This is a genomic window from Stenotrophomonas thermophila (genome assembly GCF_001499715.1).
GTDB classification, from domain to species: Bacteria; Pseudomonadota; Gammaproteobacteria; order Xanthomonadales; family Xanthomonadaceae; genus Stenotrophomonas; species Stenotrophomonas hibiscicola.
The window spans coordinates 62,620-88,886 of record NZ_CVIW01000063.1 but is presented as its reverse complement, the minus strand read 5'-3'; the positions used below and the strand labels follow the sequence as shown (position 1 = coordinate 88,886).

The following is a 26,267-nucleotide window of genomic DNA, read 5'->3' as shown; positions in this document are numbered from 1 at the left end:
GTCGATGCCGCGAGCATGCCGCAGTCATCGCCGACGGCCGCGCGATTGCCTCACAATAGGCCGATGAGCACACCCGACACCCGCAAAGCGCTGTGGCAGATCCACTTCTGTGTCCTGCTGTGGGGCATCACCGCCATCCTCGGCAAGCTGATCACCCTGCCCGCACTGCCGCTGGTGTGGTGGCGCATGCTGCTGGTGACGGCGATGCTGGCCCTGCTGCCACGGGTCTGGCGCGGGTTGCGCACCCTGCCCCTGCGGCTGGTCGCCGGCTACGCCGGCATTGGCGCGCTGGTCGCCCTGCATTGGCTGACCTTCTATGGCGCGGTGAAGCTGGCCAATGCCTCGGTGGCTGCCACCTGCATCGCACTGGCGCCGGTGTTCACCTCGATCATCGAACCGTGGGTGGCCAAGCGGCCGTTCCAGCTGCGTGAGCTGGCGTTCGGCCTGGCGGTGCTGCCGGGTGTTGCGCTGGTTGTCGGTGGCGTGCCCGATGGCATGCGCCTGGGTGTGTTGATCGGCGCGATCTCAGCGCTGCTGGTGGCGGTGTTCGGCTCGCTCAACAAGCGCATGGTCAGCCACGCCGATCCGCTCACGGTCACCGCGCTGGAGCTGGGTGCGGGCACCCTCACCCTGACCCTGCTGGCGCCGCTGATGCCCTACCTGCTTCCTGCGCTGGCCAGCCCGTTGTGGGTGGTCCCGGACCTGCACGACGGCATCCTGCTGCTGGTGCTGGCCGGGTTCTGCACGCTGCTGCCGTTTGCCCTAGCCCTGGTCGCACTGCGCCACCTGAGCGCCTACACGGTGCAACTGGTGACCAACCTGGAGCCGGTCTATGCGGTGGTGCTGGCGGTGGTGCTGCTGCGCGAGCAGCACGAGGTCACCCCGTGGTTCTACCTGGGCGTGGCGATCATCGTCGGCGCGGTGTTCCTGCATCCGCTGCTGAACCGCCGCAAGCCGGTGCAGCATCCGGAGATTCTTGGCACGGCCGAGGCGCGCAACATCGCCGATTGAATGCATCCACGCATGGCGTGGACGCCCGTATCAACGCTGCGGCCAATGCCAGGCCGGCGCATCCAGCAGGCCCTGCCCGCTCAACAGCGTGCGGCCCTGTTCCTTGTACAGATGCAGCGAATGGCACCCTGGCGCCTGTTCCAGCGCCGCGATCAGGCGGCTGGCGTGTGACACCACCCATACCTGGCTGCGCGAACTGGCTGCGATGATCAGCCGCGCCAGCGCCGGCAGCAGGTCCGGATGCAGGCTCGTCTCCGGCTCGTTGAGCACCAGCAGCGGCGGTGGACGCGGCGTGTGCAGCGCAGCAGCCAGCAGCAGGAAGCGCAGCGTACCGTCGGACAGCTCGGCCATCGACAACGGCCGCAGCAACCCCGGCTGGTGGAAGCGCAGGGCCAGTCGACCGTCCAGCTCCTCGAAGCCGACCGTGGCACCGGGGAACGCATCGTCGACGCTGCGTGCCAACGCGACCGGGTCACCGATCTCGAGGATGGTGACCCAGGCCGCGGCCAGATCCCGGCCGTCGTGATGCAGCACCGGCGTGCGCGTGGCCATCGCCGGTTGCCGCGCCGGGGCATCGGCATCGCTGCGGAAATGATCGTAGAAGCGCCAACGCCGGATGTACTCGCGCAGGGCGATGGTTTCCGGCAGGCGCTGCGGATCGCCGACCTGGGTGAACAGGCTGTCGAACAGCGACAACCTGTCATCCACCAGATCCCAACCGCGCGCATGACGTTGCCGCACCATCGCTCCACGACGGTCGACCAGCAGGTTGGCGCTGCGCAGGAACGGGCCGGCCCAGATCGCCTCGGCCTTGATCTGCGGGTCCAGTGCGAAGGCCGATCGACTGGGCGGCGGGTAGCCCAGATCGATGGCGTAGCCGAATTCGTCAGTGGCGAAGCCCAGCTTCAATCCCACCGATTCCTGGCGTGGGCCGCCCTGCAAGGGGATTTCGCCGGCAGCAACCCGACGGTCCATTTTTTCCGGACCCGCCCACAGCGCCGAGCCCAGCCCGCCTTCGCGGGCCAGCACCGCCGCGACGCCGCCCTGCGCGGTCTCGGCCAGCAGGCGCAGGGCACGGTACAGGCTGGACTTGCCACTGCCGTTGTCACCGGTCACCACATTCAACTGCTGCAGCGGCAGTACGAGCCCGTGCAGCGAACGATAGTGGGCGATGGCCAGGGTCTGCAGCATGGGCGGCGTCCGGGGAAACAGGGCGTCATGCTGGCCGGTTCTGATCGCAGGAGCTGCGACGCCAAATGAAACGGGAAGAGCATCCAAGCATGGCGTGGATCCACTGGAGCGGCATCGAATCATCCGCGCGTCGCATGCGTTCAACGCGCGAACCGCCGTGTTTCAGTCCGCCCGTTCCACCCGGTTGCGACCTTTGCCCTTGGCCCGGTACAGCGCCTTGTCGGCACGTGCCAGCGTCTCATCCACGCTTTCACCGGGCTGGTGCTGGGCCACTCCAATACTGATCGTGACCGGGAACCCCAGCGGCAGATCAGCAACGGCCAGGCGCAGGAACTCGCACTGAAGTTCGGCGGTTTGCAGGTCGGTCGCCGGCATCACCGCCACGAACTCCTCGCCGCCATAGCGCGCGGCCATGCCACGGCCGGCGAAGTGCGAGCGCAGCAGCGTGCCCAGCTCGGCCAGCACCCGGTCGCCGGTGGCGTGGCCCTGGAAATCGTTGATGTGCTTGAAGTGGTCGATGTCCAGCAGCGCGACGCAGGCCACAGCGGGCTGATCCCCGGTCACCGCCACTGCCTCGTCCAGCGCCGCCGCCATCGCGCGGCGGTTCGGCAGGCCGGTCAGCGCATCGGTGCGGCTCTGCTCGGCCAGGTCGGCGTTCTGCGCCAGCAGCACGTCGTGGTACTCCGACAGCAGGCGCTCGTAATCATCGCGTTCCAGCATGTGGTTCTGGATGTCGAGCGCGAAACGGCGCAGCTCCATCACCAGCATCACCTGCCGCGACAGCGCGGCCAGCGCCTCGGCCTTGTCGCTGGGCAGGTGCTGCGGCTGTGCATCGAACACGCACAGCGTACCCAGCGGCAGGCCATCGGAACTGATCAGCGGCGCACCGGCGTAGAAGCGGATGTGCGGGTCGCCGGTCACCACCGGGTTGTCGTGGAAGCGGATGTCCTGCAACGCATCCTCGACCACCATGATTTCGTGCGGCTGCAGGATGGCGTGGCCACACATCGATTCGCTGCGCAGGTTTTCCGCCGCGTCGATGCCCTGGATCGACTTGAACCACTGCCGTTCGACGTCAATCAGGGTCACCGCCGCCATCGAGGTACCGCAGACCGCCTTGGCGATCGCCACCAGGTCGTCGAATGACTTCTCGCGCTGCGAATCAAGGATCCGGTAGCGGTACAGCGCCTCGAGCCGAAGGGCTTCGTTGGCAGGCTTGTCGGGCTTGATCATGCAGCGTCACGTTCCGGCAGGTCACTGCAAAGTCTAGCTGATGCCGACGCGTAATCCGCACAATGGGTAGTGCCGGCCGCTGGCCGGCATCCCGCGCGCATTCTATGCCTGGAGCCGCCGGCCAGCGGCCGGCACTACCGCGCGTTACCAGTCCAGCTGCTTCGGCAGCAGGCCCTGCAGTTCCTGCCCGGTCAGGTTGCGCCACTGGCCCGGCTTCAGCGCGCCGATCTTGATGTTGTCGATGCGCACGCGGCGCAGCTGGGTCACGCGATAGCCGAATTCGGCGGCCATCAGGCGGATCTGCCGGTTCAGGCCCTGCTGCAGGGTGATACGGAAGCCGAACTTGGCGATGCGCGAGGTCTTGCACGGCAGCGTCATCTGGTCGTGGATGCGCACGCCGCGCGCCATGCCGCGCAGGAACTCATCGGTGACCGGCTTGTTCACCGCCACCAGGTACTCCTTCTGGTGGCCATTTTCGGCGCGCAGGATCTGGTTGACGATGTCGCCGTTGCTGGTCATCAGGATCAGGCCTTCGGAGTCCTTGTCCAGGCGGCCGATCGGGAAGATGCGCTGTTCGTGGCCGACGAAGTCGACGATGTTGCCCTTGACCGAAGTTTCGGTCGTGCAGGTGACGCCTACCGGCTTGTTCAGTGCGATGTAGACGTGGCGGCGGGCGCCGGGCTTGCGTGCCACGCGGGCGCGCAGCGGCTGGCCGTCGACCAGCACCTGGTCTTCCTCGCCCACCACCGCGCCGGTACCGGCCGGATGGCCGTTGACGGTAACGCGGCGCGCGGCGATCAGGCGATCGGCCTCGCGGCGGGAGCAGAAGCCGGTGTCGGCGATATGTTTGTTGAGTCGGGTGGTCATCGGCCCATTATCCGGCATCGCCGCCCGCTGCGCTTCATGCCAGGGCGGGCGGATCGAGCTCCTCGCCGTCGAACACCCGGTTGCGGCCCGCCCGCTTTGCCACGTACATGGCATGGTCGGCGCGCCGCAGCAGCCCGGCCAGATCGTCCTCGCCCGGTCGCCACTGCGCCAGGCCGATGCTGGCGGTCACCTCCAGCCCCGGCACCTGCAGGGCCTGGCCAGCCTCGGTGATGCGCTGGCGCAGGCGGTCGAGCCGCGCCGACGCCGCCTCGCGCGGCATGCCGGGCATCAGCAGCAGGAACTCTTCGCCGCCCATCCGCACCACTTCGTCCTGGCTGCGCACCGCCGCGCGCAGGGCACGCGACACCGCCACCAGCACCAGGTCGCCCACGGCGTGACCATGGCGGTCGTTGATGTCCTTGAACAGGTCGATATCGAGGAAGCCGATCACCAACGGGCCGCGCTCACGGTCCACCCGTTCCAGATGGTGGGCCAGCTGCTGCAGTCCGGCGCGACGGTTGGGAAGCCCGGTCAGGCCGTCGGTCTCGGCCAGCTGGCGAAGTTCATCACGCTGCTGGCGCAGCCGGCCCAGCCGCTGGTTCAACGCATACGCGGCCATCATCAACAGCCAGGTCACCGCCAGCTGCAGCGCCTCCACCCGGTATTCCAGCAGCCACGCCGCACCACAGGCATCGGCGATGATCAGTACCAGCATCGGTGCCAGCGCGGCCAGACCCGCCTGCGCCCAACGGTCGCCGCGCCAGCGTGCCCAGACGCCGACCATCAGTGCCAGGCCACATCCGGACAGATAGGACACCTGCAAGCCCTTCGCGACCCACGCCAGATGCTCCCAGCGCAGCCACGGCACCAGCACGGCCAGCGCCATCAGGGCCCACAACACCACCAGTTGGGCCGGGCGCGATCGAGGCAGCACGCGGTCGCCTCCGTTCAGCCGCCACAGCGCCGGCAGCACCAGTGCCTGGGTCGCAGCGGTCAGCGCCAGCAGCCACCAGGCGCCGTGCTCGCCCACCGGCAGCCAAGGTTCCGGATAGCCGCTCAGCCCGCCGAGGATGGCCTGCCACAGCACCATCACGGTGGTGCCGGCGATGTAGACTAGGAAACTGCGGTCCCGGGTGGTCAGGAAGGCCATCAACGCCGACAGCGCCAGCGCAATCGCCACCGCGATGCAGGCCGCACGCACCAGCAGGCGGGCGGTGTCGTTCTGCTGCACCGGGCTGGGCGCGCCCAGCCGCAGGGTCGGTACCCAACGTGCCTTCAGCGGTGTCTGCCAGGAGACCAGGAACGGCTCATGGCTGCCGGCCGGCGGCACGGCCACCAGGCCGATGCCAGCCCGGAAACGTGAATCGCGGGTGCGCGCATCGTGCATGTTGCCGCAGATCTCGCGGTCGCCATGCTGGACGCGCACTTCACCGGCAAAGACGTTGAACACGTCCAGCGCCTGCGGTTGGCCTGACCAGCCCTGCGGCGGAGCCGGTACCAGCACCTGCTGGCGGGCGCCGGACAGCATCTGCGGCGTGCATGCGCGGTGCGGCGTCGGCTCGTCGGTAGCGCCGCCGACCAGGAGATAATCATGGCCCGGCACGGCCTCTGCAGCCTGAAGCGGCCACGGCAACGCCAACCACGCCATCAGGACGGCCAGCACCGCTCCTGTTCCATACCGCCACTGCCTGCCGCCCACGCCACGTCCTGTTCCTGCTTACGTCCGCGCCCAATGCGCGCCGCCCCTGGCGCGCATTATCGCAGCCGGGCACGCCACGCATGTGTACACCAAAGTCGGCGCCCGCGGTTCAGCCAGCCGCCGGCGGCCCCTTCACCGCGACCAGCCGTACCGGGCGCAGATCGACCAGGGTCAGCCGCTCCAGCGGCTGCGGCCGTTCGATGGCATAGCCCTGCAGCCCCTGTACGCCAAGCCGGGTCAGCGCACCGGCAACCTCGGCGGTCTCCACCCACTCGGCCACCACTTCCATCTGCAGCTCGCGCCCGAGCTCGCTGATCGCGCGCACCGTGGCGTGGCTGACAGGGTCGGTATCCATGTCGCGCACGAAGGCGCCGTCGATCTTCAGGATGTCCGCCGGCAACTGGCGCAGGTAGCCGAAGGAAGACAGGCCGGAGCCGAAGTCATCCAGCGCCATCCGGCACCCCCGTGCCTTCACCGCATCGATGAAGGCGCGGGCCTGGCTGAGGTTGCTGATCGCCGCAGTCTCGGTGATCTCGAAGCACAGCTTGGAGGCCAGCGCGCGGTTGCGCTCGAGCAGGTCGCAGACGAAGGCGAGGAATCCCGGCTCGGCGATCGACTGCGCGGACACGTTGACGTTGCACAGGCCCAGCTGGCGCACGTGCGCCGGGCACACCTGCAGGTGGCGGAACAGCAGCCCGAGCACGTGCCGGTCCAGCGCCACCGCCATGCCATAGCGCTCCACCGCTGGCATGAACTGGCCGGGCAGATGCAGGCTGCCATCGGTGCCACGCATGCGCACCAGCACCTCGTAGTGCAGGTAAGACGGATCCCCCACGCGGGCGATGCGCTGTGCATACAGCAGCATGCGATTCTCGGCCATCGCCAAGCTGACGCCCTGCAGGCGCTCGGCCTCCTGCCGCCGCTCCTCCAGCGCCATGCGGTTCTCATTGAAGCAGTGCACGCGGTTGCGCCCGGCCTGCTTGGCGGCATAGCAGGCGCTGTCGGCGGCACTCATCAACCAGTTCACGTCCGGCGCATCTGCACTGACCTCGACCACGCCGATGCTGCAGCTCAGCTGCGGGCTGCCCTCGCTGATCGGAAACGTGGCCTGGCCCAGGTTGCGGATCACCCGCTGCAGCACGCGCTTGGCCTCGTCCTGCCCGGCATGGGCGAGGAACACCGCGAACTCGTCCGCACCCAGCCGGCCGACCCAGTCACCATCACGCACCGCCGCCACCAGATAGTCGGCGAAACTGCGCAGCATCTGGTCACCGGCGGCATGGCCGAAGCTGTCGTTGACCAGCTTGAAGTGGTCCAGGTTGATGTAGCACAGCGCGTGCGTGCCGCCTTCGCTGCGCACCTGCAACAGCGCGCGTTCCAGCAGCCGTTCGATCTCGCGGCGGTTGATCAGGCCGGTCAGCGGGTCATGGCTGGCGTGGTGCTCGATCTCGCGCGCCAGTGCATGGTTCTGGCTGACGTCCTCGATGATCGCGAACACCGACAGGCCACCGGCGGCGCTGCGCACGCCGGTGCCGCTCCAGCGGCCCCAGACCAGGCTGCCATCGCGACGGCGGAAGCGCAGTTCGCTCGGCCGCAGCTGCCGGTCCCAGTCGATACGGCCCACCCCATCGATGACCAGCTCGCCGTCCATCAGCAGATCGCCCAACGACATCTGCAGCAGCACGTCGCGCCGGTAGTCGAGGATATCGGCCATCGCCTGGTTGGCTTCGATCACCTTGCCTTCGGTGTCGAGCTTGAGCATGCCGACATTGGCCTGATAGAAGGCGGCGCGGAAGCGGCTTTCATGTTCGGTCAGGTCCTTGCCGACGCGGCGCGCGAGGGCCACCGCCATCAGGCTGATCGCAAGCACCGACAGCCCACCAACCACGAGCGTGGCGATCCGCACCATCGTGGCCATGCGCAGCAACGCTCGGGAAAACGACTGCGCCTGCACCTGCAGCCGCCGGTCCAGATCGCGCAGCTGTTGCAGGTAACGGTCGCGGTCGGCCACTGGCAGCGTGCCTTCGGCGTGCGCCGACTGCAGCTCGGCGACCAGCCGCTGCACCGCCAACAGGTCATCGTCGGTCTGCCGCCACAACGCGGTTGCTTCGCGGAAGGCGCCGATGTCGCGTGCATAGCGGAACGAGAACACCAGACGCGGGATATCGGCATGCGCGTTGCCACCCTGCAGGAAGCCCTGCCGGGCCTTCTCCTCGTCCGGTACGGCCTGTTCCAGCGCCAACCGGGCCTGCAGATCTCCCAACGGAATCCGCAGGGCCTGGCGCGCGTCCTCCAGGTCCCGGGCATGGCCGCGCGCCAGGTAGCGGCTCAGCGCAGCAGTGGCATCCTGCTGCCCGCGTGACCAGTAACCCTGCCCGGCGATCCAGGCCGTCGAAGCCGCCTGCAGTTCCTGGATCAACGCGGACAACGCGACCAGCCCGATCGCCATGCCCGTCAACAACGCAAAGCGCAATCCCAGCCCACGGGTCATCGGCACACGCCGGCTCTGCTGGTCCGTGCCACTTCTACCCATCCCGGATCCCCCCGAATGTGCTGCGGTGACAACCTGCCTTGGAACCGGCCCAGCCTATGACCGGCAATGTGTGGGCCATGCGAAAAAGGGGACGGAGGGGATTAAGTCGTTTTCGGCATAAGCGCATGGCCTGCCATTTACGACTTAATCCCCTCCGTCCCCTTTTCCTGTACGCCAGCCCGGGGGCTGGCGTTGTTATGGACGGCTGCGGGTGCGGCTTAGAAGCTGCGCGGGCCGCGCGGCTTGAAGCCGTCACGACGCGGCGGGCGGCTGTCGCGGTCACCGCCGCGGTCGCCACCATGGCCACCCGGACCACCCGGGCCACCACGACGCGGGCCACCCGGGCCGCCCGGGCCACGCTTGTCGAAGCGCGGCTTGAACGGACGCGGGGCCGGGTTGGTGTCTTCACCCGGAGCCAGCGCACGCATCTGCAGCTGCTGGCCGGACACCCACACCTTCTGCAGGTGCGACAGCACGTCCGGCGGCATCTGTGCCGGCAGGTCCAGCAGCGAGAAGTCGTCGTGGATGTCGATGCGGCCGATGAAGCGGCTTTCCAGGCCTGCTTCGTTGGCGATGGCGCCGACAATGTTGGCCGGCTTCACGCCATGCTGATGGCCCACCGAAATGCGATAGGTCTCCATGCCCTGCTCCGGTGCACCACGCGGCGGAACCTCACGGCGCGGACGCTGCTCGAAACCACCTTCGGCGTCGTCGCGACGCGGGCCACGCTCGAAGCGCGGACCGCGCTCGTTGCGGTCGAAGCGATCGCCACGCTCCGGACGGTCGCCACGGTCGAAACGCTCGCGCGGGGCGCGCTCTTCACGCGGGGCACGCACCGGCGGCTGCAGCAGGAACGGGGTGTCACCCTGCAGCATCCTGGCCAGCGCGGCGGCGATCTCGATGGCCGGCACGTTCTGCTCGTTCTCGAAGCGCTCCAGCAGCTGGCGGTAGAAATCCAGGCCACCGGCACCCAGGGTTTCGCTGATGCGCGAGGTGAACTTGTTGATGCGGGTGTCGTTGACCGCTTCCACGCTCGGCAGCTGCATCTCTTCGATCGGCTGGCGGGGGGCGCGCTCGATCTGGCGCAGCATGCCCTTCTCGCGCGGGGTCGCGAACAGGATCGCCTCGCCGCTGCGGCCGGCACGACCGGTACGGCCGATGCGGTGCACGTAGCTTTCGGTGTCGTACGGGATGTCGTAGTTCAGCACGTGGCTGATGCGCTCCACGTCCAGGCCGCGCGCGGCCACGTCGGTGGCAACCAGGATGTCCAGCTTGCCTTCCTTCAGCATGGCGATGGTGCGCTCACGCTGGGCCTGCTGCATGTCGCCGTTGATGGCGGCAGCGGCCAGGCCACGGGCCTGCAGCTTGCTGGCCAGTTCTTCGGTGCCGGCCTTGGTGCGCGCGAAGATGATCATCGCGTCGAACGGCTCGACTTCCAGGATGCGGGTCAGCGCATCCAGCTTGTGCATGCCGCTCACCCACCAGTAACGCTGGCGGATGTTGGCCGAGGTGGTGGTCTTGGCCGCAATGGTCACTTCCACCGGATCCTGCAGGTAGGTCTGCGCGATGCGGCGGATCTGCGGCGGCATGGTGGCCGAGAACAGGGCCACCTGGCGCTGCTCCGGCAGCTTCTTCAGCACCGCTTCGACGTCGTCGATGAAGCCCATGCGCAGCATTTCATCGGCTTCGTCCAGCACCAGGGTCTTCAGCTCGGACAGGTCCAGGGTGCTGCGGTCCAGGTGATCGATCACGCGGCCGGGGGTACCGACCACGATGTGCACGCCACGGCGCAGCGCCGACAGCTGCTGGCCGTAGGGCTGGCCGCCGTACACCGGCAGCACGCGGAAGCCCGGGATCTTCGACGAATAGGACTGGAACGCCTCGGCAACCTGGATGGCCAGTTCGCGGGTCGGCGCCAGGATCAGGGCCTGCGGCTTGATCTGCTGCAGGTCGATGTTGGACAGTACCGGCAGTGCGAACGCAGCGGTCTTGCCGGTGCCGGTCTGGGCCTGGCCCAGCACGTCGCGGCCTTCCAGCATCGCGGGGATGGTAGCGGCCTGGATCGGCGACGGGGTTTCGTAGCCGATGGCGGTGACCGCCTGCATCACGGGCTCGGACAGGCCGAGCTGCGCGAACTGCAGCGGCGCTTGGGAATCTTGGGACATGGGGAACTCCGAAGGCACTGCCGTCTTCCTGGCAGTGCGATAAAAAAGGGATGGTCCGCGCTTTGGGCGCCCTTCTTATCGCGTGCCCTGGCGCTGCTCGGTCGGAGGAGATTTCACTCGCTCAGAGCGGGATGATACCGCATTGATCCTGAACGAGGCGTACAGCTTTCCGTGCGCGTGCCGTCGAGCCCGTGCTGGCGCACAATACGCGCCCGCTTCCCGGCCCGGCCGCTGGCCTGCGCCCTCTTCCCAGGAACCCGCTCCATGCAGATTCTCGAATTCGACCTCGACGGTGACTACGTCGAACTCAAGCAGCTGCTCAAGCTGGCCGACCTGGTCACCAGCGGCGGCGAGGCCAAAATGGTCATCAGTGAAGGCCAAGTGCGGGTCGATGGCGAAATCGAGCTGCGCAAGGCCTGCAAGATCCGCGCGGGCCAGGTGGTCGAATTTTCCGGCAGCCAGATCCGAGTGCTGGCTGCCGGCTGATCTGAAGCCGTTCAGGCCACGCGCTGGGTCAGGTGCGAGGCGATCAGCTGCCTGAACGGTGCCACGCCCTGCGCCAGGCGCAGGCCAGCCGCACGCAGCAGGCGCGCCGGGCGACGGTCGTCGGTGTACAGGCTGGCGATCGCATTGGTGGCCTCGTACAGCGGCCGCGACGCCAGCCGATGGCCCCGCTGGTAGCTGGTCAGCATGCCGGCGGCAGCAATGTCGGCACCGCGCCGCTGCTGCGCGACGATGCCCTGTGCCAGCCGCTGTGCGCTGGCCAGTCCCAGATTGAAGCCGTGCGCGGTGACCGGGTGCATGCCCACCGCGGCATCGCCGATCAACGCGGAACGCTCGCCGACGAAACGGTGCGCGTACACCCCCACCAGCGGATACGCCTGCGGTGTGGCCACCGGCTGCATGCGGCCCAGCCGATGCTCGAAGCAGGCACTGATGGCCTCACCGAAAGCCACCTCGTCCATCGCCAGCAGTTCTTCGATCTGCCGCGGCGGCAGCGTGATCACCGCCGATGCCTGGCCCTCGTTGAGCGGCAGCAGCGCCATGGTGCGGCCGTAGCCGAACCACTCCCAGGCCGTATGGTGATGGTCGCGCTCGACCTGCATGCGGCATACCAGCATCGACTTGCCGAAGTCGCGCATCTGCGCACCGATGCCAAGCATGCGGCGGGTGGCGGAGAAGCGGCTGTCAGCCGCGACCAGCAGGCGCGCGTGCAGTTGACTGCCGTCATCGAGTCTGACCACCTGGCCCTGCGCATCGGCCTGCACGCCCAGAACCTTGCGCCCATCGAACAGCTCCAGCGCATCCTGGCCCTGCACGGCATCCCAGGCGGCGCGGCGGATCAGGTGGTTGGGCACCAGCCAGCCCAGCGGCTGGCCATCAACCTGGCTGCTGGCGAAGGTCAACGCGAACGGCGAGCCGCCGTTCATCACCCTGGCATCGCGCAGCTCGGCGACTTCGGCATGCGGCAGGTGCTGCCACAGCCCCAGCAGCTCCATGCTCTGCCGCGAGGCATGGGTCAACGCGATCTCGCGGCCATCAAAGGCGGCGTCGGCCAGGGCCTGGCGCGGCTGCACTTCGACCAGCCCGACCTGCAGGCCACTGGCGGCCAGCGCACGCGCGAAGCACAGGCCCGCCGGTCCGGCGCCGACCACCACCACGTCCATCCTGCGCATGCGCGCCTCCTGCCGTTGATTCAGTCCGGGCCAGCATAGCGCCGCGCGCCTGAGCGGCCTTGATCTGGATCAGGCCGACTTACAGAAGTGCGAACACCAGCGCCAGGATCGACAGCAGCGATACGAGCCAGACCAGGCTGCGCACGTAGGGCACGCCCGCGGCATACAGCGGCAGGGAGACCACACGCGCCCAGACGTAGGCCTGCGCAGCCAGCGCGGTGGTGTCGTTGCTGCGCCCGGCCACGACCACTGCGATGGCGGCAGCGGCAAAGAACGGGAAGGTTTCCAGGAAGTTGGCCTGGGCACGCTGCAGGCGGCCGGCCAGCGGGCTGAGCGGCTTTGAATCGCCATCGCGTGCCGAGGCATTCCACTTCATCCCGCGCTCGCGGGTGACCACGGTGGAGGTGGCGAAGATGTAGACGAAGCCCAGCAGCACCGACCAGGCCAGCATCGTCAGTTCAGTTGCCATCGCTCATCTCCTCAGGGCGCCGACGCGCGCAGGCTGTAACCGGCCAGGCGCCACACCTGGTCTTCGTCGAAACGGAACGAGACCAGCTCGCGCACCGGCTGTGCGCTGTTGGCGAAACGGGTCGGGAAGCTGACGTTGATGTACAGCCCTTCCGGCACCGCAGCACCGGCGCTGTACTTGACCCGGGTGATGGTGGGCTGGCCACGCCCGGCCAACGCACCCAGGCGCGCACGCTCGGTGGTCAGCTGGCTGACGAAGGCGGCCTTCGGCACCGCACGACGGGCGACGGCCGAAGCGCCATCCCACAGTTCGCCGGCGCGGTTGGCATCGACCAGCTGCGCGGCTTTCAGTGCAGCAGCGCCCATCTCGGCATCCTGTTTCTGCACCTGGGCCTGCTGCGCGGCGGTCAACGCCGGGGCACCGGCGGTGGCTGGTTTCGCAGCCGCCGGCGAGGCCGGGGCCGGGCGTGCCGGAGCCGGTGCCGGCGTGGCCGGCGCAGGTGCCTGCGCCAATGCGGTCAGGGGCAGCAGGGACAGCAGCAGGAGCGCGCGCTTCATGGACACCGCCGGTTCTCGAGGAAAGGACCGCAGTCTACGCCAGCGCGGTGAGCGGTTCGTCAGCGCGCTTGGGCGTTGCCTTCCACCGCCGCCGCATCGGCCTGCGCCGCAGACTTGCCTGCGTCGTCGGCTGCCTGCTCGGCCATCGGCGGTTCCGGCGGTGCCGGGGGCAGCGTCGCCACATCGATCTCCGACAGCGGGCTTTCGTCCGGGCACACCGCGTCGGGAAAGCCGAAGCGCTGTTTCAACGCCTGGCCGCAGCTGTTGATCGACTCCATGTCGGCGCCTTCGCGCTTGCATTGCTGGTCGAAGGCGACCAGGAACGCGTCCTTGCGCTGCACGAAATCATCGCCGCAGGCACGCATCTGCTTGATCCGTTCCAGATCATCCTGCACCGCATTGGTCCCATCCAGGCCGTACTGGCGCAGCTCGTCCGGAGTCAGCAGGCGCAGGCTGCGGTTGGGCACGGTCATCATCAGATCGGCCACGCCCACCGCCACGCCATTGCGCTGCAGATAGTCCTTCACGTTGTCGTAGACCTCGTGCAGCTCGCGGTTGAGTTCCGCGCGCGAGGTGGCCTTGGAGCTGATCCGCATCATGCGGTGGATGCCGACCTTGCCCGACAGCAGGCGGTTGTCACCGGCGGCCAGCACGAACACGCAGGCGCTGTGGCAGATCGAGCCTTCGCGCACCCAGATGGTCCAGCCGGATTCACCGATGCTGTCACCGGCAACGATCGCCGATTCCACCTGGCCGCCGCTGGAATCCAGATCGAGGATGCGCTTGTGGATCTTCTGCTGGTCGGCGACCACCGCCAACCGCCACATCATCTCGGCGAAGCCCGGATTGATCTTGCCGGCGTAACGCACGCGCATCAGGCCGCGCTCGGCGCACGGCGCCAGCGCCTGGGTGATCTGCTCGCGCTGCAGGCCTTCCAGCTCGACACCGTCGCCGGCATCGCCAGCATATTCCGTGCTGCAGCTGACCCAGGCACGGCCATTCTCAAGCTGCGCCTGCGGCCACGGCCGATCCGCCTGGCTGCGCGGCGGCGCTGGCGGTGGCGGTGCATCGGCCGCATTGATCGACACCATGTTCTCGCCATCGCTGGCCGGTGCCCGCGCCGCCTTGTCGGCAGCAGTCACATTGCCCGGATTTTCCAGCTGGCTGCAGCCCGCCAGGGCCAGGCACAACAGGGGCAACCAGCGGCGTTTTGCGGACATCGGGCAACCAGTCTTCACGTGAGCAGGAGCCACAGTCTACCCGTCCGGGGCACCCGTTCAGCGCGTGGCACTGAACCCCTTCTGACCCTCTGGCTCCAACCTTTTCATTACAGCGTCTTGCACCACTCCATCCACGCATGGCGTGGATCTACCGTGTCGACCAAGGTCGACACCCAGAGCGGGATGCCGTTCCGGCAGGCCGCGGGAAACTGTCGAAGGCGGGGTGGGTCCGGTGGCAGGGGCGTGAGCGCCATGGATGGCGCGACCGAGCTTACAAGGGTGAGGGCGCTTTGTTTGCGAAGCACTGCTTCGCAAGCGCCCGAACGCCCAGCCGCCAGCGGCTGGGCCGGGCCCCGGAGGGGGACTTGCAGCGCCCCCTGCCACCGGCCCCACCCCGCCCTCCCGCAGGAAGCCTGCTGTTGCTGTTGCCTCTGCGGGTGCAGGGCGCAGCCCTGCCCAACCCTCTTCAGCATCCATGTCCGAATGTGGCGAGTATCTCCAGCCGCACACGCCTAGACTGGCGCCATGGATACCGCCCTCGCCCTCGACACCGCCGCCTGCGACCGTGCCCGCCTGGCCCGCGACGCGCGCTTCGACGGCGTGTTCTTCACCGCCGTGCGCAGTACCGGCATCTACTGCCGCCCGGTGTGCCCGGCACCGCCACCGAAGCCGCGCAACATCACCTACTACCCCACCGCCGCTGCGGCCGCAGCTGCCGGCTACCGCCCCTGCCTGCGCTGCCGCCCGGAATTGGCACCGCAGGCCCAGCAGGCCCTGGCCGGACAGACCGTGCAGCGTGCACTGGCGCTGATCCATGGCGGCTTCCTTCAGGAGCAGCCCGTCGCGGACCTCGCGCAGAAGATCGGCCTGAGCGCGCGCCAGCTGCAGCGCCTGTTCGTTGAACACCTGGGCGCGACGCCGGCGCAGATCCACGCAACCCATCGCCTGTTGCTGGCCAAACAGTTGCTGACCGAAACCACGCTGGCGGTGACCGACGTCGCGCTGGCTGCCGGCTACAACAGCCTGCGCCGCTTCAATACCGCGTTCCTGCAGGGCTGTGGGATGGCGCCGACCGCCCTGCGTCGCCAGCATCAACCGTTGGCTGCAGATGATGGCGGCCTGGTGCTGCGCCTGGGCTACCGTCCACCACTGGACTTCCCACGCATGCTGGCCTTCCTGCGCAAACGCAGCCTGCCCGGCATCGAACTGATCGGCGAAGACAGCTACCAGCGCGTACTGGGCACGCCGGAGCGCCCCACCCTGCTGCGCGTCACCGCCGATTCGAAGCGCCCGGAGCTTCGCCTGCAATTGGGCGCGGTGGATCCGCGCCTGATCCCCGACATCGTGCGCCGCGTGCGTCGGGTGTTTGATCTGGACGCGGACCTGCAGCAGGTGCACGCCGCGCTGAGCGAAGAACCCTTGCTGGCGCGCGGTATCGCCGAACGCCCCGGGCTGCGCGTACCCGGCGGCTGGGATGGCTTCGAGGTGGGCGTACGCGCCGTGCTCGGACAGCAGGTCAGCGTGGCCGCGGCCACCACCTTCGCGCGGCGCCTGGTCGACGCCTATGGCGCGCACCTGCCGGGCATGCCATCGGAATTCGATCGCCAGTTCCCGGCGCCCGAGGTGCTGGCCGAAGCGCCCCTGGAATCGATCGGCCTGCCGCGCAGCCGCGCCGCCACCGTGCGTGCGCTGGCGGCCGCCTGCGCCAGCGGCCAGCTCGACTTCGCGCCCGGGCAGGCATTGGAGGAATTCGTTGCGCGCTGCGTCGCGCTGCCCGGCATCGGCCCGTGGACGGCGCAGTACATCGCCCTGCGCGGGCTCGGCCAGCCCGATGCGTTCCCGGCCGGCGATCTTGTACTGCAGCAGGTGCTCGGCCACGCGCAGGGCCAGCGCCTGAGCGAACGTGCAACCGAAGCGCGCTCGCAACCGTGGCGGCCGTGGCGCGCCTACGCGGTGCTGCACCTGTGGCACCTGTCCGGCACGTTCGTTGGAGAACCGACATGACCCTGTTGTTCGACCGTTTCGACAGCCCGATCGGCGTGTTGACCATCGCCGGTGACGAACGTGGCCTGTCACATGTGCTTTTCCCCGAGAACCGCCATCCGGCACGCGGGCGCGATGACTGGCACTACGCACCGGATGCGCTGCCGGAAGCGCGCGAGCAACTGCTGCAGTTCCTGCACGGCGAACGCAGCAGCTTCGACCTTGTGCTGGCACCACGCGGCACGCCGTTCCAGCTGCGTGTGTGGCAGGCGCTGGCGTTGATTCCGTTCGGCCAGACCTGGAGCTACCTGCAGCTGGCGCAGCACCTGGGCCAACCCAGCGCGACCCGTGCGGTCGGTGCAGCCAACGGGCGCAACCCGCTGCCGATCATCCTGCCCTGCCACCGCGTGATCGGCAGCAACGGCGCACTGACCGGTTTCGGCGGCGGCCTGGAAACCAAGGCCGCGCTGCTGCGGCTGGAACAACGCCAGGCCCCGCTGTTCGCCTGAGAGGGCTGGCCGGGCTGCGCCCGGCACCCGCAGAGGCAACCGCAACGGCCGAAGCAACAGCAGCGTTCCGAAGCATGGCGTGGTGGGTCCGGCTGCGGGGGACGCCGTCAACCCGTCCATGGGGGCTTGGCCGCGGCTTGCTCGTGTGCGCTGTCCTGCGCACACGGCAAGACCGGGGTTGGGCGTCCTGCCCAACCCGCCCGAGGCATGCCTCGGGCCCATACCGCGGACACCCCCGCAACCGGAGCCACCCCGCCTTCGACAGGTTCCGGCGATCTGTCCGAACGTCATTCTGCGCAACTGTTGGTAGGTGTCGACCTTGGTCGACACGGTAGATCCACCCCATGCGTGGATGGAAGCATCAGGGACATGTCTGGAGAAAGCCCCCTTCTTGTTGAAGGGGGCGCGCCGACAGGCGCGGGGATAAGGAAAATGCGCGGACACCGCGCGCAATAGTGCGCCGTGTCTTGGGCGCGTCATTACCTCGCACTATCATGCGCGGATGACTTCCGTACGCCTGACCTGCGCGCTGGCGCTGCTGCTGCCATTGGCCGCCTGCACCACCGCGCCCGCCCCTTCCGCCTCCGTTCCCACACCCGTCGCTGCGGCTGCGCCGCCCAAGCTGCTGCTGATCTCCATCGATGGCCTGCGTGCCGACGCGCTGGACCGCGGCCTGACCCCGAACCTGCAGCGACTGATCGACGGCGGCGTGCGTGCACGCTGGATGACGCCGTCCTATCCCTCGCTGACCTTCCCCAACCACTACACCATCGTCACCGGCCTGCGTCCGGACCACCACGGCATCGTCAACAACAGCATGGACGATGCAACCCTGGGCCGTTTCGAACTGAGCAACCGCGACGCGGTCACCACCAGCGGCTGGTGGGGTGGCGAACCGATCTGGGTCAGTGCCGAGAACGCTGGCGTACGTTCGGCCACCACGTCGTGGCCGGGCAGCGAATCGGAGATCCGAGGCGTACGCCCCAGCCAGTGGCGCATCTACGACGGCAAGGAACCGCTGGAGCAGCGCGCCGGCATCGTGCTCGACTGGCTGGCGCAGACCGACGCCGATGCACCGCGCCTGACCACGCTGTACATGGAACACGTGGACAAGGCCGGCCACAACTACGGCCCCGAGTCGAAGCAGTATGCCGACGCCATCGTGCGCGCCGACCAGATCGTCGGCCAGGTGCTCGATGGGCTGCAGCAGCGCGGCCTGGCCGCGACCACCAACGTGATCGTGGTCTCTGACCATGGCATGGCCAGCGTGCCGGTCGGCCAGGTGATCTCCACCGAGTCGATGGCCGCCCCGGCCATTGCACGCAATATCAGCCAGGGCCAGTCGGTGGGTTTTGCGCCGGTCGCCGGCCGCGAAGCGGAAGCCGAACGCGCCCTGCTCGGACGCCACGCGCACTACGAATGCTGGAAGAAGGAGAACCTGCCGGCACGCTGGCACTATGGCACGCATCCGCGGGTTCCGGCCATCGTCTGTGCCATGGATGAAGGCTGGGATGCCCTGCATCAGGAGAAAATCGCCAAACGCGACCATCAGGATCGCGGCTCGCATGGCTACGACAATGCCCTGCCCTCCATGCGTGCCGTGTTCGTGGCCAGCGGCCCGTCATTCCGACAGGGTTTGGTGATCGATGGCTTCGACAATGTCGACGTCTACCCGCTGCTGGCGCACCTGCTGCGGGTGCCGGTCGCGCCGAACGACGGAAATCCGGAAACGCTGAAGAAGACCCTGCGCTGATCCGATTGTAGAGCCGAGCCCACGCTCGGCTGCATTGCGCCGAGCATGGGCTCGGCTCTACAGAAACGTGCATAAAAAAAACGCGGCGCCAGGCGCCGCGTTTTTCTTTGGACCGGTCGGTCGGCCGGATCAGGCCTTGGCGACGGCCTTCTTCGCCACAGCCTTCTTCGCCGGAGCCTTGGCCACGGTCTTCTTGGCAACCGGGGCGGCGGCGCCTACGGCGACCTTGCTCGCGGTGTGCGAACGGGCGTTGCCGTAGCTGGCGTTGTAGCGCTTGCCCTTGGCGGTCTTGCGGTCACCCTTACCCATGTCTTCAACTCCTCAAGTGTGAAATCTGGTTACCCCGTACTGACACGGGTTCGGCGGGGCCGCCTTGCTGGGCGCCCCCGCGCACGATCGAAAATCCTATCACGGAGCGCCTAGTGCGCGCAGCTGGCGTCGTGCACGTGGCCGTGGTTGAGGCGAAGATTGACCAGGTGGGCCACCCCCACCAGCAGGCCGCCGATGGTCATCACCACCGCATGCGGCACGGCGTTGTGGTGCAGCGGGTCGTACAGCACACCGGCCCACAACGCGACCAGGCCGGGAATCAGGAAGCCCAGCGCGCGCAGCGCGCCGTGGCGGCGGTAGCCCCATACCAGGCTGAACAGCCCGAGCAGGGTCACGAACACCACCAGCGCCTGCTCCACGCCATCGCTCAGCCAGAACGACAGGCCCAGCGAAGGCGCCGCCGCCAGCAGTACGGGAATCACCGCGCAGTGCACCGCGCACAGCATCGAACCGGTAGCGCCGAAACGGTCGAGCAGATGGCGCAGGCGTGAGGACAGGGACATGACTTCCAGCAGGGTCGGCGAATCGTTATGGAATAATATAACATCCCTTCCCGAACCGCACGGTTTCCCCTCCCCCTCTCCCATCGGCGGGATTCGTGCGCCCTGCGATTGATACATTGTAACAAAGGACCGATCCATGCCTGCCCACACCCCACTGCTCAAGCCGCATTCCCTGGCCCTGGCCCTCGCCGCCCTGCTTCCGACCGTTGCCTTCGCCGCCAGCGAAGACGATTCCCATCGTGACCGCCACCTGACTGAACTGTCGTCGGTGCAGGTCACCGCGTCGCCACTGCAGGGCGATGCCGAATCGCTGGCCCGCCCGGTGGAGGTTCTGGCCGGTGACCGCCTGGACGAGCAGAAGGCCGGCACCCTCGGCGATACCGTGGCCAAGCTGCCCGGCGTACAGAGCACCTTCTTCGGGCCCGGCGTCGGCCGCCCGATCATCCGCGGCCAGGAAGGCCCGCGTGTGGCCGTGCTGTCCAACGGCATGGGCAACATGGATGCCTCCACCGTCAGTGCGGACCATGCCACCAGCATCGAGCCGTTCCTGGCTGACCAGATCGAAGTGCTGAAGGGCCCGGCCACGCTGCTGTTCGGCAGCGGCGCCATTGGTGGTGCGGTCAATGTGGTCGACGGCCGCATCGCGCGCGAGCTGCCCGAGCGCCCGCTCAGCGGCCGCGCCGAGCTGCGTGGCAATTCGGTGAACAACGAGCGCAGCGGCATGTTCCGCCTCGATGGCGTCAGCGGCAATGTCGTGCTTCATGTGGACGGCCTGGTGCGCAATGGCGACGACTACCGTATCCCTGGCTACGCGGTGATCGACAGCCTGGAAGACCACCACGACGACCACGACCATGACCACGCGGCCGAGGGTGAAGAGCCGCGTCGCGGTCGCCTCGACAACAGCTCGATCCGTACCCGCGCCGGCGGCGTCGGCGCAACCTGGCTGGGCGACGGCGGCTACTTCGGCGTATCGGCCAGCACCTACCGTACCAACTACGGCATTCCCAATGGCGCGCACGTGCACGCCGATGGCGACGATCACGGCCATGACCACGGCCACGACCATGGCGACGAAGAGGAAGGCGGCGACGAGCATGACGTGCGCATCGACATGGTGCAGAACCGCTTCGAGACCAAGGCCGGCATCTACGACCCGGTCTCGTTCCTGAAGAACATCAACGCACGCGTGGCCTATACCGACTACGAGCACGTGGAGCTGGAGGCCGGCACGCCGTCGACCCGCTTCACCAACCGTGGCATCGAAGCGCGCCTGGAAGCGGTGCAGCAGCAGATCGGTGGCTGGGACGGTGCCTTCGGCCTGCAGTTCGGCAACAGTGATTTCGGTGCCAAGGGCGAAGAGGCGTTCGTTCCGGATACAGGCACGAAGAACATCGGCCTGTTCGTGCTGCAGGAAAAGCAGTTCGGACCGTTCAAGCTGGAACTGGGCGGCCGCCACGACCAGGTCAAGCTGGACCCGACCGGTGATTACCGGCGCCGCACGTTCGGCGCCACCAACCTGTCTGCCGCCGGCATCTGGAAGCTCAACGACGCCGTTGACCTGCGTATCGGCGTGGACAGCTCCGAGCGTGCACCCACCAACGAGGAGCTGTATGCCGCCGGCGCCCACATCGCCACCCGTTCGCTGGAGATCGGCGACGCCAACCTGAAGACCGAGCGCGGCCAGCGCGTGGAACTGGGTATCCACACTCACAGTGAGCGCCTGGACTTCTCCGCGTCGGTCTACCAGACCAGGTTCAAGGACTTCATCTACCTGGCCGACACCGGTGTTACCGAAGGCCTGCCGGTCCGCGCCTGGACCCAGCAGGACGCGGTGTTCCGCGGTGCCGAGGCCGAAGCGCTGGTGCACCTGTTCGAAGGTGGCGCCGGTGACTGGGATCTGCGCCTGTTCGGTGACTACGTGAAGGCCAAGCTGGATGGCAGCGGCAGCCGCAACCTCGACATCGCCGTGCCGCACGGCGACCACAACCACAATTACAACGTGGAACTGGCCAACACCGGCTACCTGCCGCGTATTGCCCCGGCCCGCGTTGGCGCCGACCTGCGCTGGTCGAAGGACGGCTGGCGCGCCTCGGTCGGTGCGGTGCGCTACAGCCGCCAGAAGGACGTGGCGCAGAACGAGGAGCCGAGCGATGGCTACACCCTGGCCGACGCCCACCTGGCCTACCGCTGGGACCGCAACGCCAGCAACAGCTACGAGGTGTTCCTGGATGGCAGCAACCTGACCAACCGCGAAGTGCGTCCGCACACCTCGCTGCTGCGCGACTACTCGCCGCTGCCGGGCCGTGGCGTCGCATTCGGCATCCGCGCGTTCTTCTGATCGGCCTGCGCCGTCGGAACATCACCTGAGGGGCCGAAAGGCCCCCTTTTTTTGTCGTATATGGCATGAACTGGTGAACGCGGCGCACTACCGACGCGTCACCATCTGCTACACGACTAGACTCAGCCCGGTGTCAATCCAATAGACAAACTGAGCGGAAAGACTTGCATGGCCCCGAGTCTCGATGCCGAACTGGAAGAACGCTTCCTTGCAATCGCCAAATGCGGGAGAACCGCTTGGCTGGCCGGCGACATTGCGGAGACAGAGCGTCGCTTCCTTGAAAGCCGGGACATGATTCCAGAGCGAAATCTGCTTATGACTACGGCCAGATTACCTCGTATGGAATAGCTGTCTTCTATCGCGATACCGCTCAGTTTGAGAAGGCCAGAGCGTGGGCGATGGTCGCCAGAGGCATTTATGGACAAGGAGAAGCCTCAAGCGAGTACATGGACGAGCTCCTTGCAACGATTGAGTTCGAGGCCGGAGACCTGGATGGGGCCTACACACTATTTGAACCGCAGTACCGGAAGTACGGCCGTCGTGTTTTTGAGGGCCATAAGAAGGAGTTCATTGATTTCATCAAGAGCAGGAAGAAAACTGGAAAGGTGGATCAGTGAGCCGCTAGCCGGCTCCCATCCGCTCCAGATACTCATCCACGCATGGCGTGGATCTACGGCCCCCTCCGGGAGCCATGGGCTTTCTACATAGCGTTCCGCCACCATCACGCATCCATCACAAAGATGTGCGTACGACAACAACCGGACAATCCCGTCACTCACTGTCTCGCCAAACGGACAATCTTGTCCGAAAATCAATCCATGACCGCTCAACGTGCCGATGCTGCTGCCCGCCGTGCCCTCATCCTCGATGCCGCCGATCATGTGTTCGGCCAACATGGCGTCACCGCCCCGCTGGACCTGGTGGTCGAACGTGCCCAGGTGGGCCGCGCCACCCTGTACCGCAACTTCCCCGACCGCACCGCACTGATCCAGGCGCTGCTGCAGCGCACGGTCGACCGCATCCGGCGCCAGGTCGAACAGCTCGGTGACCGCGACGACGCCCTGTTCGAGGTGTTCGAGGGCATGGCCCAGCGCATCATCGATTCGCCAGCGCTGGCCGATTACTGGCGTGCGGTCGATTCGGACGTGCCGTCCATGCGCGCTGCGCGCGAGACCGTGCGCGACCTGCTGGAGGAACCGATCGCGCGCGCCAAGGCCGCCGGACTGTGCCGTGCCGACCTGGAAAAGACGGATATTTCACTGATCTCGGGCATGCTGGGTGCGGCCCTGCGCGGCAAGACCCGCGACGAGCGCGCCCAGTTGGCCGGGCGCGCCCTGCAGCTGTTGCGTGGGGGTCTCCAGGGAGCTGCCAGCGAGGCCCGTTGATGGTCCAGCCGTATCTGAAGCCGGTTCCGGATTGGGAGGAGCATGAGAAGCCGACCATGCCCGGCTCGGCGTCGATGCCCTGGCACCCGCCGTACCGGCGTGCGGCCTATGCGCTGGTATCGTTGCTGGTAGCGATCACCGGCGGCCTCGGCAATGCGCTGGTCACCGCCAACCTGCCGTTCCTGCAGGGCCAGCTGGCGCTGACCCCGACCCAGGGCAGCTGGCTGGTAGCGGCCTATGCCATGGTCAACGTCACCGCCAACCTGCTGGCCTTCAAGTTCCGCCAGCAGTACGGCATCCGCCTGTTCGCCGAAATCGGGCTGGGGCTGTATGCGGCGCTGGCGGTGCTGCACCTGTTCGTCGGCAGCTTCGAGACCACGATGCTGACCCGTGCCGCCAGCGGCTTCGCCGGCGCGGCCTGTTCAACGCTGGGCACGCTGTACATGCTGCAGGCGCTGCCGCGGCGCTTCACCGGCAATCTGCTGGTGGTCGGCGTCGGCCTTTCCCAGCTGGCGGTGCCGATCGCCTGGATCGTCTCCCCGGGCCTGGTCGACACCGGGCAATGGCACCAGCTGTATTCCTTCGAAGCCGGCCTGGCCCTGTGCGCCTTCGCCGCGGTGGTAGTGCTGAAGCTGCCGCCAGGCATCCAGGTGAAGGCGTTCGAGCCACTAGACTTCCTCACGTTCGCGCTGCTCGCCCCGGCCGTCGCCCTGCTGGTGATCGTGCTGGCGCAGGGCTACACGCGCTGGTGGCTCAACACAGCGTGGCTGGGCTGGGCGCTGATCGCCTCGATCGTGCTGTCCACCACCGCCTTGATCATCGAGCACTACCGGCGCAATCCACTGCTGCAGATCCGCTGGCTGTCGACGCTGCCGGTGCTGCATTTCATCGTCGGCGCCTTCCTGATCCGCTTCCTGACCACCGAGCAGTCCTACGGCGTGGTCAACCTGATGCGCACGCTGGGCATGGGACCGGACCAGATGCGGCCGCTGTTCGTGGTGATCCTGGCCGGGGTGATCACCGGAATCGCCGGTGCCTCGCTTACCTTCGGCCCTAAGCGGCTGATCGCCCAGCTGCTGATGGCGATCCTGCTGCTGGGCGCCGCCGCGTTCTTCGACCAGCACCGCACCAGCATGGATCGGCCGCACGACTTCTACGCCAGCCAGTTCCTGGCCTCGGTCGGTGCCGGCATGTTCATGGGGCCCCTGATCATGCTTGGCATCTCTGCTGCGCTGAAACAGGGCGTGGACCACATGATCACCTTCCTGGTGACGCTGTCGATCACGCAGACGCTGGGCGGCCTGGCCGGCTCGGCGGTGCTGGGCACCTTCCAGCTGCATCGCGAGCAACTGTATTCCAGCGCGCTGACCAGCCAGCTCGATCCGGCCGATCCGGTGGTGGCGCAACGCCTGCGTCTCCAGCAGCAGCTGTACAGCGCCCAGATCACCGACCCGGTCCTGCGCAGCGCACAGGGCAGCGCGCAGCTCGCACAGACCACGCGCCGAGAAGCCAACGTGCGTGGTTTCAACGATGTGTTCACCCTCAGCGGCTGGCTGGCGATCGGTTTCCTGTGCTGGTTGCTGCTGCTGTCGCTGCGTACCGCCGTACTGAAGCAATGGCGCAAGCGCCACCCACCCGTTTCCACCGCGGCCACGCCGGCCGCATCCCGTTGAGTCCCCCCATGCCTCCCGTGCCGCCCCGACCCGACGACGCCGACAACGTCACCCCGCCGCCGCCCACCGACGCGGCGCCCGCGTCCACGCCGGTAGAACCCGCGGTCGCGCCGAAGTACCTCAAGCCCAGCGCGCGCAGCGTGGCGGTGATGGTGATTGTCGCCCTGCTGGGCATTGCGCTGATCCTGCGTGCCTGGCACCTGTGGCCGTTCACCAGCAGCGTGATGGTGACCGACAACGCCTATGTGCGCGGCCAGATCACGGTGATGGCGCCGCAGGTGAACGGCTATGTGACCGAGGTGCTGGTGAAGGACTTCCAGCACGTGAAGGAAGGCGAGCCGCTGCTGCGCATCGATGACCGCATCTATGCGCAGCGTGTCGCCCAGGCGCAGGCAACGCTGGACAGCGCGCGTGCGGCGCTGGCCAACTCCGACCAGTCGCAGGCGCAGAACCGTGCGCAGATCGCCTCGGCGCGCGCCACGCTCTCGGCCGGCCAGGCCGAACTGCAGCGCTCGCGCAACGAGCTGAAGCGCTACGAGGAACTGGCCGCACAGCAACTCGTGTCGATCAATGACCGCGACAAGTTCCGCACCAGCCAGGCCTCGGCGCAGGCCAGCGTACAGCAGTCGCAGGCGCAGATCCGCATCGCCGAGGAAACTCTGGTGTCGACCCAGGTCGCGCGCAAAAGCCTGGAGGCCCAGGTGGAAAGCGCACAGGCGCAGCTGGAACTGGCCCGCATCGATCTGGCCAATACGGTGATCCACGCACCGCGCGACGGCCAGATCAGTGAAGCCAGCGTACGCGTGGGCCAGTACGTCGCGGCCGGCTCGCAGCTGCTGTTCCTGGTACCTGACACGCTGTGGGTGGTGGCCAACTACAAGGAAGGCCAGACCTGGGGGATGGCGATCGGCCAGCCGGCCACGTTCTCGGTGGACGCGTTCCAGGGGCAGGTGCTGAAGGGCCGTGTCGAAGAGATCGCGCCCGCCACCGGGTCGGAGTTCAGCGTGTTGCGCCCGGACAATGCCAGCGGCAACTTCACCAAGGTGGTGCAGCGGCTGCCGGTGCGGATCTCGATCAATGAAGGCCAGAAGCTGGCCGCGCGGCTACGGCCCGGCATGTCGGTGATCGTGCGGGTGGATACGGCAGGCAAACCGAAGGACTAGCCCTTG

General features: G+C 67.6%; 22 protein-coding genes. 10 read left to right on the top strand and 12 right to left on the bottom strand.

All coding sequences use genetic code 11. The annotated features are described in order from the left end of the window. Positions 1-63 precede the first annotated feature (63 nt). Positions 64-1,011 (top strand): DMT family transporter, encoded by a 948-nt coding sequence (locus BN1263_RS18950; RefSeq protein ID WP_010486385.1) that lies wholly within the window; start codon positions 64-66, stop codon positions 1,009-1,011. A 30-nt stretch (positions 1,012-1,041) separates the two neighbouring features. On the opposite strand, the gene BN1263_RS18945 is transcribed toward BN1263_RS18950, so the two are convergent. The 6 genes from BN1263_RS18945 to BN1263_RS18920 form a co-directional block, all read right to left on the bottom strand. Then, positions 1,042-2,202: an AAA family ATPase gene (locus tag BN1263_RS18945; protein WP_058983382.1), complete on the bottom strand. Its 1,161-nt coding sequence runs from the start codon at positions 2,200-2,202 to the stop codon at positions 1,042-1,044. Between the two features lie 162 nt (positions 2,203-2,364). Beyond that, a complete protein-coding gene (locus BN1263_RS18940) occupies positions 2,365-3,435 on the bottom strand; it encodes a sensor domain-containing diguanylate cyclase (protein ID WP_058983380.1) in 1,071 nt (356 codons plus the stop codon). 144 nt (positions 3,436-3,579) lie between these two features. Continuing rightward, complete coding sequence (locus BN1263_RS18935) at positions 3,580-4,302, bottom strand: pseudouridine synthase (RefSeq protein WP_058983378.1); 723 nt, start codon at positions 4,300-4,302, stop codon at positions 3,580-3,582. A 34-nt stretch (positions 4,303-4,336) separates the two neighbouring features. Beyond that, on the bottom strand, positions 4,337-6,001 hold the full coding sequence (locus BN1263_RS18930; RefSeq protein WP_058983377.1) for a sensor domain-containing diguanylate cyclase: 1,665 nt from the start codon (positions 5,999-6,001) through the stop codon (positions 4,337-4,339). A gap of 109 nt (positions 6,002-6,110) precedes the next feature. Further along, positions 6,111-8,534 carry a putative bifunctional diguanylate cyclase/phosphodiesterase gene (locus BN1263_RS18925; protein WP_058983375.1) on the bottom strand — a complete coding sequence of 808 codons (2,424 nt, stop codon included), beginning with the start codon at positions 8,532-8,534 and terminating at the stop codon, positions 6,111-6,113. Positions 8,535-8,752: 218 nt separating this feature from the next. After that, on the bottom strand, positions 8,753-10,699 hold the full coding sequence (locus BN1263_RS18920) for a DEAD/DEAH box helicase (protein WP_058983373.1): 1,947 nt from the start codon (positions 10,697-10,699) through the stop codon (positions 8,753-8,755). Between the two features lie 264 nt (positions 10,700-10,963). Between BN1263_RS18920 and BN1263_RS18915 the strand changes: the two genes are divergently transcribed. Next, on the top strand, positions 10,964-11,185 hold the full coding sequence (locus BN1263_RS18915) for an RNA-binding S4 domain-containing protein (protein WP_019659156.1): 222 nt from the start codon (positions 10,964-10,966) through the stop codon (positions 11,183-11,185). Positions 11,186-11,196: 11 nt separating this feature from the next. On the opposite strand, the gene ubiM is transcribed toward BN1263_RS18915, so the two are convergent. The 4 genes from ubiM to BN1263_RS18895 all read right to left on the bottom strand — a co-directional run bounded on the left by ubiM (position 11,197) and on the right by BN1263_RS18895 (position 14,621). Beyond that, the gene (gene ubiM, locus BN1263_RS18910; protein WP_058983371.1) at positions 11,197-12,375 is read right to left on the bottom strand and encodes a 5-demethoxyubiquinol-8 5-hydroxylase UbiM; all 1,179 of its coding nucleotides are present in this window, start codon (positions 12,373-12,375) and stop codon (positions 11,197-11,199) included. 79 nt (positions 12,376-12,454) lie between these two features. Beyond that, positions 12,455-12,844: an MAPEG family protein gene (locus tag BN1263_RS18905; RefSeq protein WP_058983369.1), complete on the bottom strand. Its 390-nt coding sequence runs from the start codon at positions 12,842-12,844 to the stop codon at positions 12,455-12,457. Positions 12,845-12,855: 11 nt separating this feature from the next. After that, positions 12,856-13,401 (bottom strand): DUF4019 domain-containing protein, encoded by a 546-nt coding sequence (locus BN1263_RS18900; protein WP_019659159.1) that lies wholly within the window; start codon positions 13,399-13,401, stop codon positions 12,856-12,858. 59 nt (positions 13,402-13,460) lie between these two features. Next, the gene (locus BN1263_RS18895; protein ID WP_058983367.1) at positions 13,461-14,621 is read right to left on the bottom strand and encodes a COG3904 family protein; all 1,161 of its coding nucleotides are present in this window, start codon (positions 14,619-14,621) and stop codon (positions 13,461-13,463) included. A gap of 525 nt (positions 14,622-15,146) precedes the next feature. Here BN1263_RS18895 and BN1263_RS18885 point away from each other — a divergent pair. The 3 genes from BN1263_RS18885 to BN1263_RS18875 all read left to right on the top strand — a co-directional run bounded on the left by BN1263_RS18885 (position 15,147) and on the right by BN1263_RS18875 (position 18,866). Continuing rightward, complete coding sequence (locus BN1263_RS18885) at positions 15,147-16,625, top strand: DNA-3-methyladenine glycosylase 2 family protein (RefSeq protein WP_058983364.1); 1,479 nt, start codon at positions 15,147-15,149, stop codon at positions 16,623-16,625. Continuing rightward, positions 16,622-17,113 (top strand): methylated-DNA--[protein]-cysteine S-methyltransferase, encoded by a 492-nt coding sequence (locus BN1263_RS18880; RefSeq protein WP_021202265.1) that lies wholly within the window; start codon positions 16,622-16,624, stop codon positions 17,111-17,113. Before BN1263_RS18885 ends, BN1263_RS18880 begins: the two co-directional genes overlap by 4 nt. A gap of 502 nt (positions 17,114-17,615) precedes the next feature. Continuing rightward, entirely contained in the window at positions 17,616-18,866 is a 1,251-nt protein-coding gene (locus tag BN1263_RS18875; RefSeq protein ID WP_058983361.1) for an alkaline phosphatase family protein, read from the top strand. A gap of 129 nt (positions 18,867-18,995) precedes the next feature. On the opposite strand, the gene BN1263_RS18870 is transcribed toward BN1263_RS18875, so the two are convergent. Together BN1263_RS18870 and BN1263_RS18865 are read right to left on the bottom strand one after the other, a co-directional pair. After that, positions 18,996-19,175: a 30S ribosomal protein THX gene (locus BN1263_RS18870; RefSeq protein ID WP_004150462.1), complete on the bottom strand. Its 180-nt coding sequence runs from the start codon at positions 19,173-19,175 to the stop codon at positions 18,996-18,998. A 110-nt stretch (positions 19,176-19,285) separates the two neighbouring features. Then, positions 19,286-19,699: a MerC domain-containing protein gene (locus BN1263_RS18865; protein WP_008264835.1), complete on the bottom strand. Its 414-nt coding sequence runs from the start codon at positions 19,697-19,699 to the stop codon at positions 19,286-19,288. A 136-nt stretch (positions 19,700-19,835) separates the two neighbouring features. Here BN1263_RS18865 and BN1263_RS18860 point away from each other — a divergent pair, with 136 nt between their 5' ends. The 5 genes from BN1263_RS18860 (at position 19,836) to BN1263_RS18845 (ending at position 26,261) form a co-directional block, all read left to right on the top strand. Then, positions 19,836-22,040, top strand: a complete 2,205-nt coding sequence (locus tag BN1263_RS18860; RefSeq protein ID WP_058983359.1) for a TonB-dependent receptor — start codon at positions 19,836-19,838, stop codon at positions 22,038-22,040. A 446-nt stretch (positions 22,041-22,486) separates the two neighbouring features. Next, complete coding sequence (locus BN1263_RS20755; protein ID WP_186008988.1) at positions 22,487-22,657, top strand: hypothetical protein; 171 nt, start codon at positions 22,487-22,489, stop codon at positions 22,655-22,657. 201 nt (positions 22,658-22,858) lie between these two features. Further along, a complete protein-coding gene (locus BN1263_RS18855; protein ID WP_019659167.1) occupies positions 22,859-23,425 on the top strand; it encodes a TetR/AcrR family transcriptional regulator in 567 nt (188 codons plus the stop codon). After that, the gene (locus BN1263_RS18850; RefSeq protein WP_021202515.1) at positions 23,425-25,098 is read left to right on the top strand and encodes an MFS transporter; all 1,674 of its coding nucleotides are present in this window, start codon (positions 23,425-23,427) and stop codon (positions 25,096-25,098) included. Before BN1263_RS18855 ends, BN1263_RS18850 begins: the two co-directional genes overlap by 1 nt. An 8-nt stretch (positions 25,099-25,106) precedes the next feature. Next, a complete protein-coding gene (locus BN1263_RS18845; protein WP_058983356.1) occupies positions 25,107-26,261 on the top strand; it encodes an HlyD family secretion protein in 1,155 nt (384 codons plus the stop codon). Positions 26,262-26,267 lie beyond the last annotated feature (6 nt).

What these genes read in the sequence shown, in the direction of transcription:
- BN1263_RS18950 (WP_010486385.1), top strand. Translation starts at nt 64, where the DNA reads ATGAGCACACCCGACACCCGCAAAGCGCTGTGGCAGATCCACTTCTGT.
- BN1263_RS18945 (WP_058983382.1), bottom strand. Translation starts at nt 2,202, where the DNA reads ATGCTGCAGACCCTGGCCATCGCCCACTATCGTTCGCTGCACGGGCTC.
- BN1263_RS18940 (WP_058983380.1), bottom strand. Translation starts at nt 3,435, where the DNA reads ATGATCAAGCCCGACAAGCCTGCCAACGAAGCCCTTCGGCTCGAGGCG.
- BN1263_RS18935 (WP_058983378.1), bottom strand. Translation starts at nt 4,302, where the DNA reads ATGACCACCCGACTCAACAAACATATCGCCGACACCGGCTTCTGCTCC.
- BN1263_RS18925 (WP_058983375.1), bottom strand. Translation starts at nt 8,534, where the DNA reads ATGGGTAGAAGTGGCACGGACCAGCAGAGCCGGCGTGTGCCGATGACC.
- BN1263_RS18920 (WP_058983373.1), bottom strand. Translation starts at nt 10,699, where the DNA reads ATGTCCCAAGATTCCCAAGCGCCGCTGCAGTTCGCGCAGCTCGGCCTG.
- BN1263_RS18915 (WP_019659156.1), top strand. Translation starts at nt 10,964, where the DNA reads ATGCAGATTCTCGAATTCGACCTCGACGGTGACTACGTCGAACTCAAG.
- ubiM (WP_058983371.1), bottom strand. Translation starts at nt 12,375, where the DNA reads ATGCGCAGGATGGACGTGGTGGTGGTCGGCGCCGGACCGGCGGGCCTG.
- BN1263_RS18905 (WP_058983369.1), bottom strand. Translation starts at nt 12,844, where the DNA reads ATGGCAACTGAACTGACGATGCTGGCCTGGTCGGTGCTGCTGGGCTTC.
- BN1263_RS18900 (WP_019659159.1), bottom strand. Translation starts at nt 13,401, where the DNA reads ATGAAGCGCGCGCTCCTGCTGCTGTCCCTGCTGCCCCTGACCGCATTG.
- BN1263_RS18895 (WP_058983367.1), bottom strand. Translation starts at nt 14,621, where the DNA reads ATGTCCGCAAAACGCCGCTGGTTGCCCCTGTTGTGCCTGGCCCTGGCG.
- BN1263_RS18885 (WP_058983364.1), top strand. Translation starts at nt 15,147, where the DNA reads ATGGATACCGCCCTCGCCCTCGACACCGCCGCCTGCGACCGTGCCCGC.
- BN1263_RS18880 (WP_021202265.1), top strand. Translation starts at nt 16,622, where the DNA reads ATGACCCTGTTGTTCGACCGTTTCGACAGCCCGATCGGCGTGTTGACC.
- BN1263_RS18875 (WP_058983361.1), top strand. Translation starts at nt 17,616, where the DNA reads ATGACTTCCGTACGCCTGACCTGCGCGCTGGCGCTGCTGCTGCCATTG.
- BN1263_RS18870 (WP_004150462.1), bottom strand. Translation starts at nt 19,175, where the DNA reads ATGGGTAAGGGTGACCGCAAGACCGCCAAGGGCAAGCGCTACAACGCC.
- BN1263_RS18865 (WP_008264835.1), bottom strand. Translation starts at nt 19,699, where the DNA reads ATGTCCCTGTCCTCACGCCTGCGCCATCTGCTCGACCGTTTCGGCGCT.
- BN1263_RS18860 (WP_058983359.1), top strand. Translation starts at nt 19,836, where the DNA reads ATGCCTGCCCACACCCCACTGCTCAAGCCGCATTCCCTGGCCCTGGCC.
- BN1263_RS20755 (WP_186008988.1), top strand. Translation starts at nt 22,487, where the DNA reads ATGGACGAGCTCCTTGCAACGATTGAGTTCGAGGCCGGAGACCTGGAT.
- BN1263_RS18855 (WP_019659167.1), top strand. Translation starts at nt 22,859, where the DNA reads ATGACCGCTCAACGTGCCGATGCTGCTGCCCGCCGTGCCCTCATCCTC.
- BN1263_RS18850 (WP_021202515.1), top strand. Translation starts at nt 23,425, where the DNA reads ATGGTCCAGCCGTATCTGAAGCCGGTTCCGGATTGGGAGGAGCATGAG.
- BN1263_RS18845 (WP_058983356.1), top strand. Translation starts at nt 25,107, where the DNA reads ATGCCTCCCGTGCCGCCCCGACCCGACGACGCCGACAACGTCACCCCG.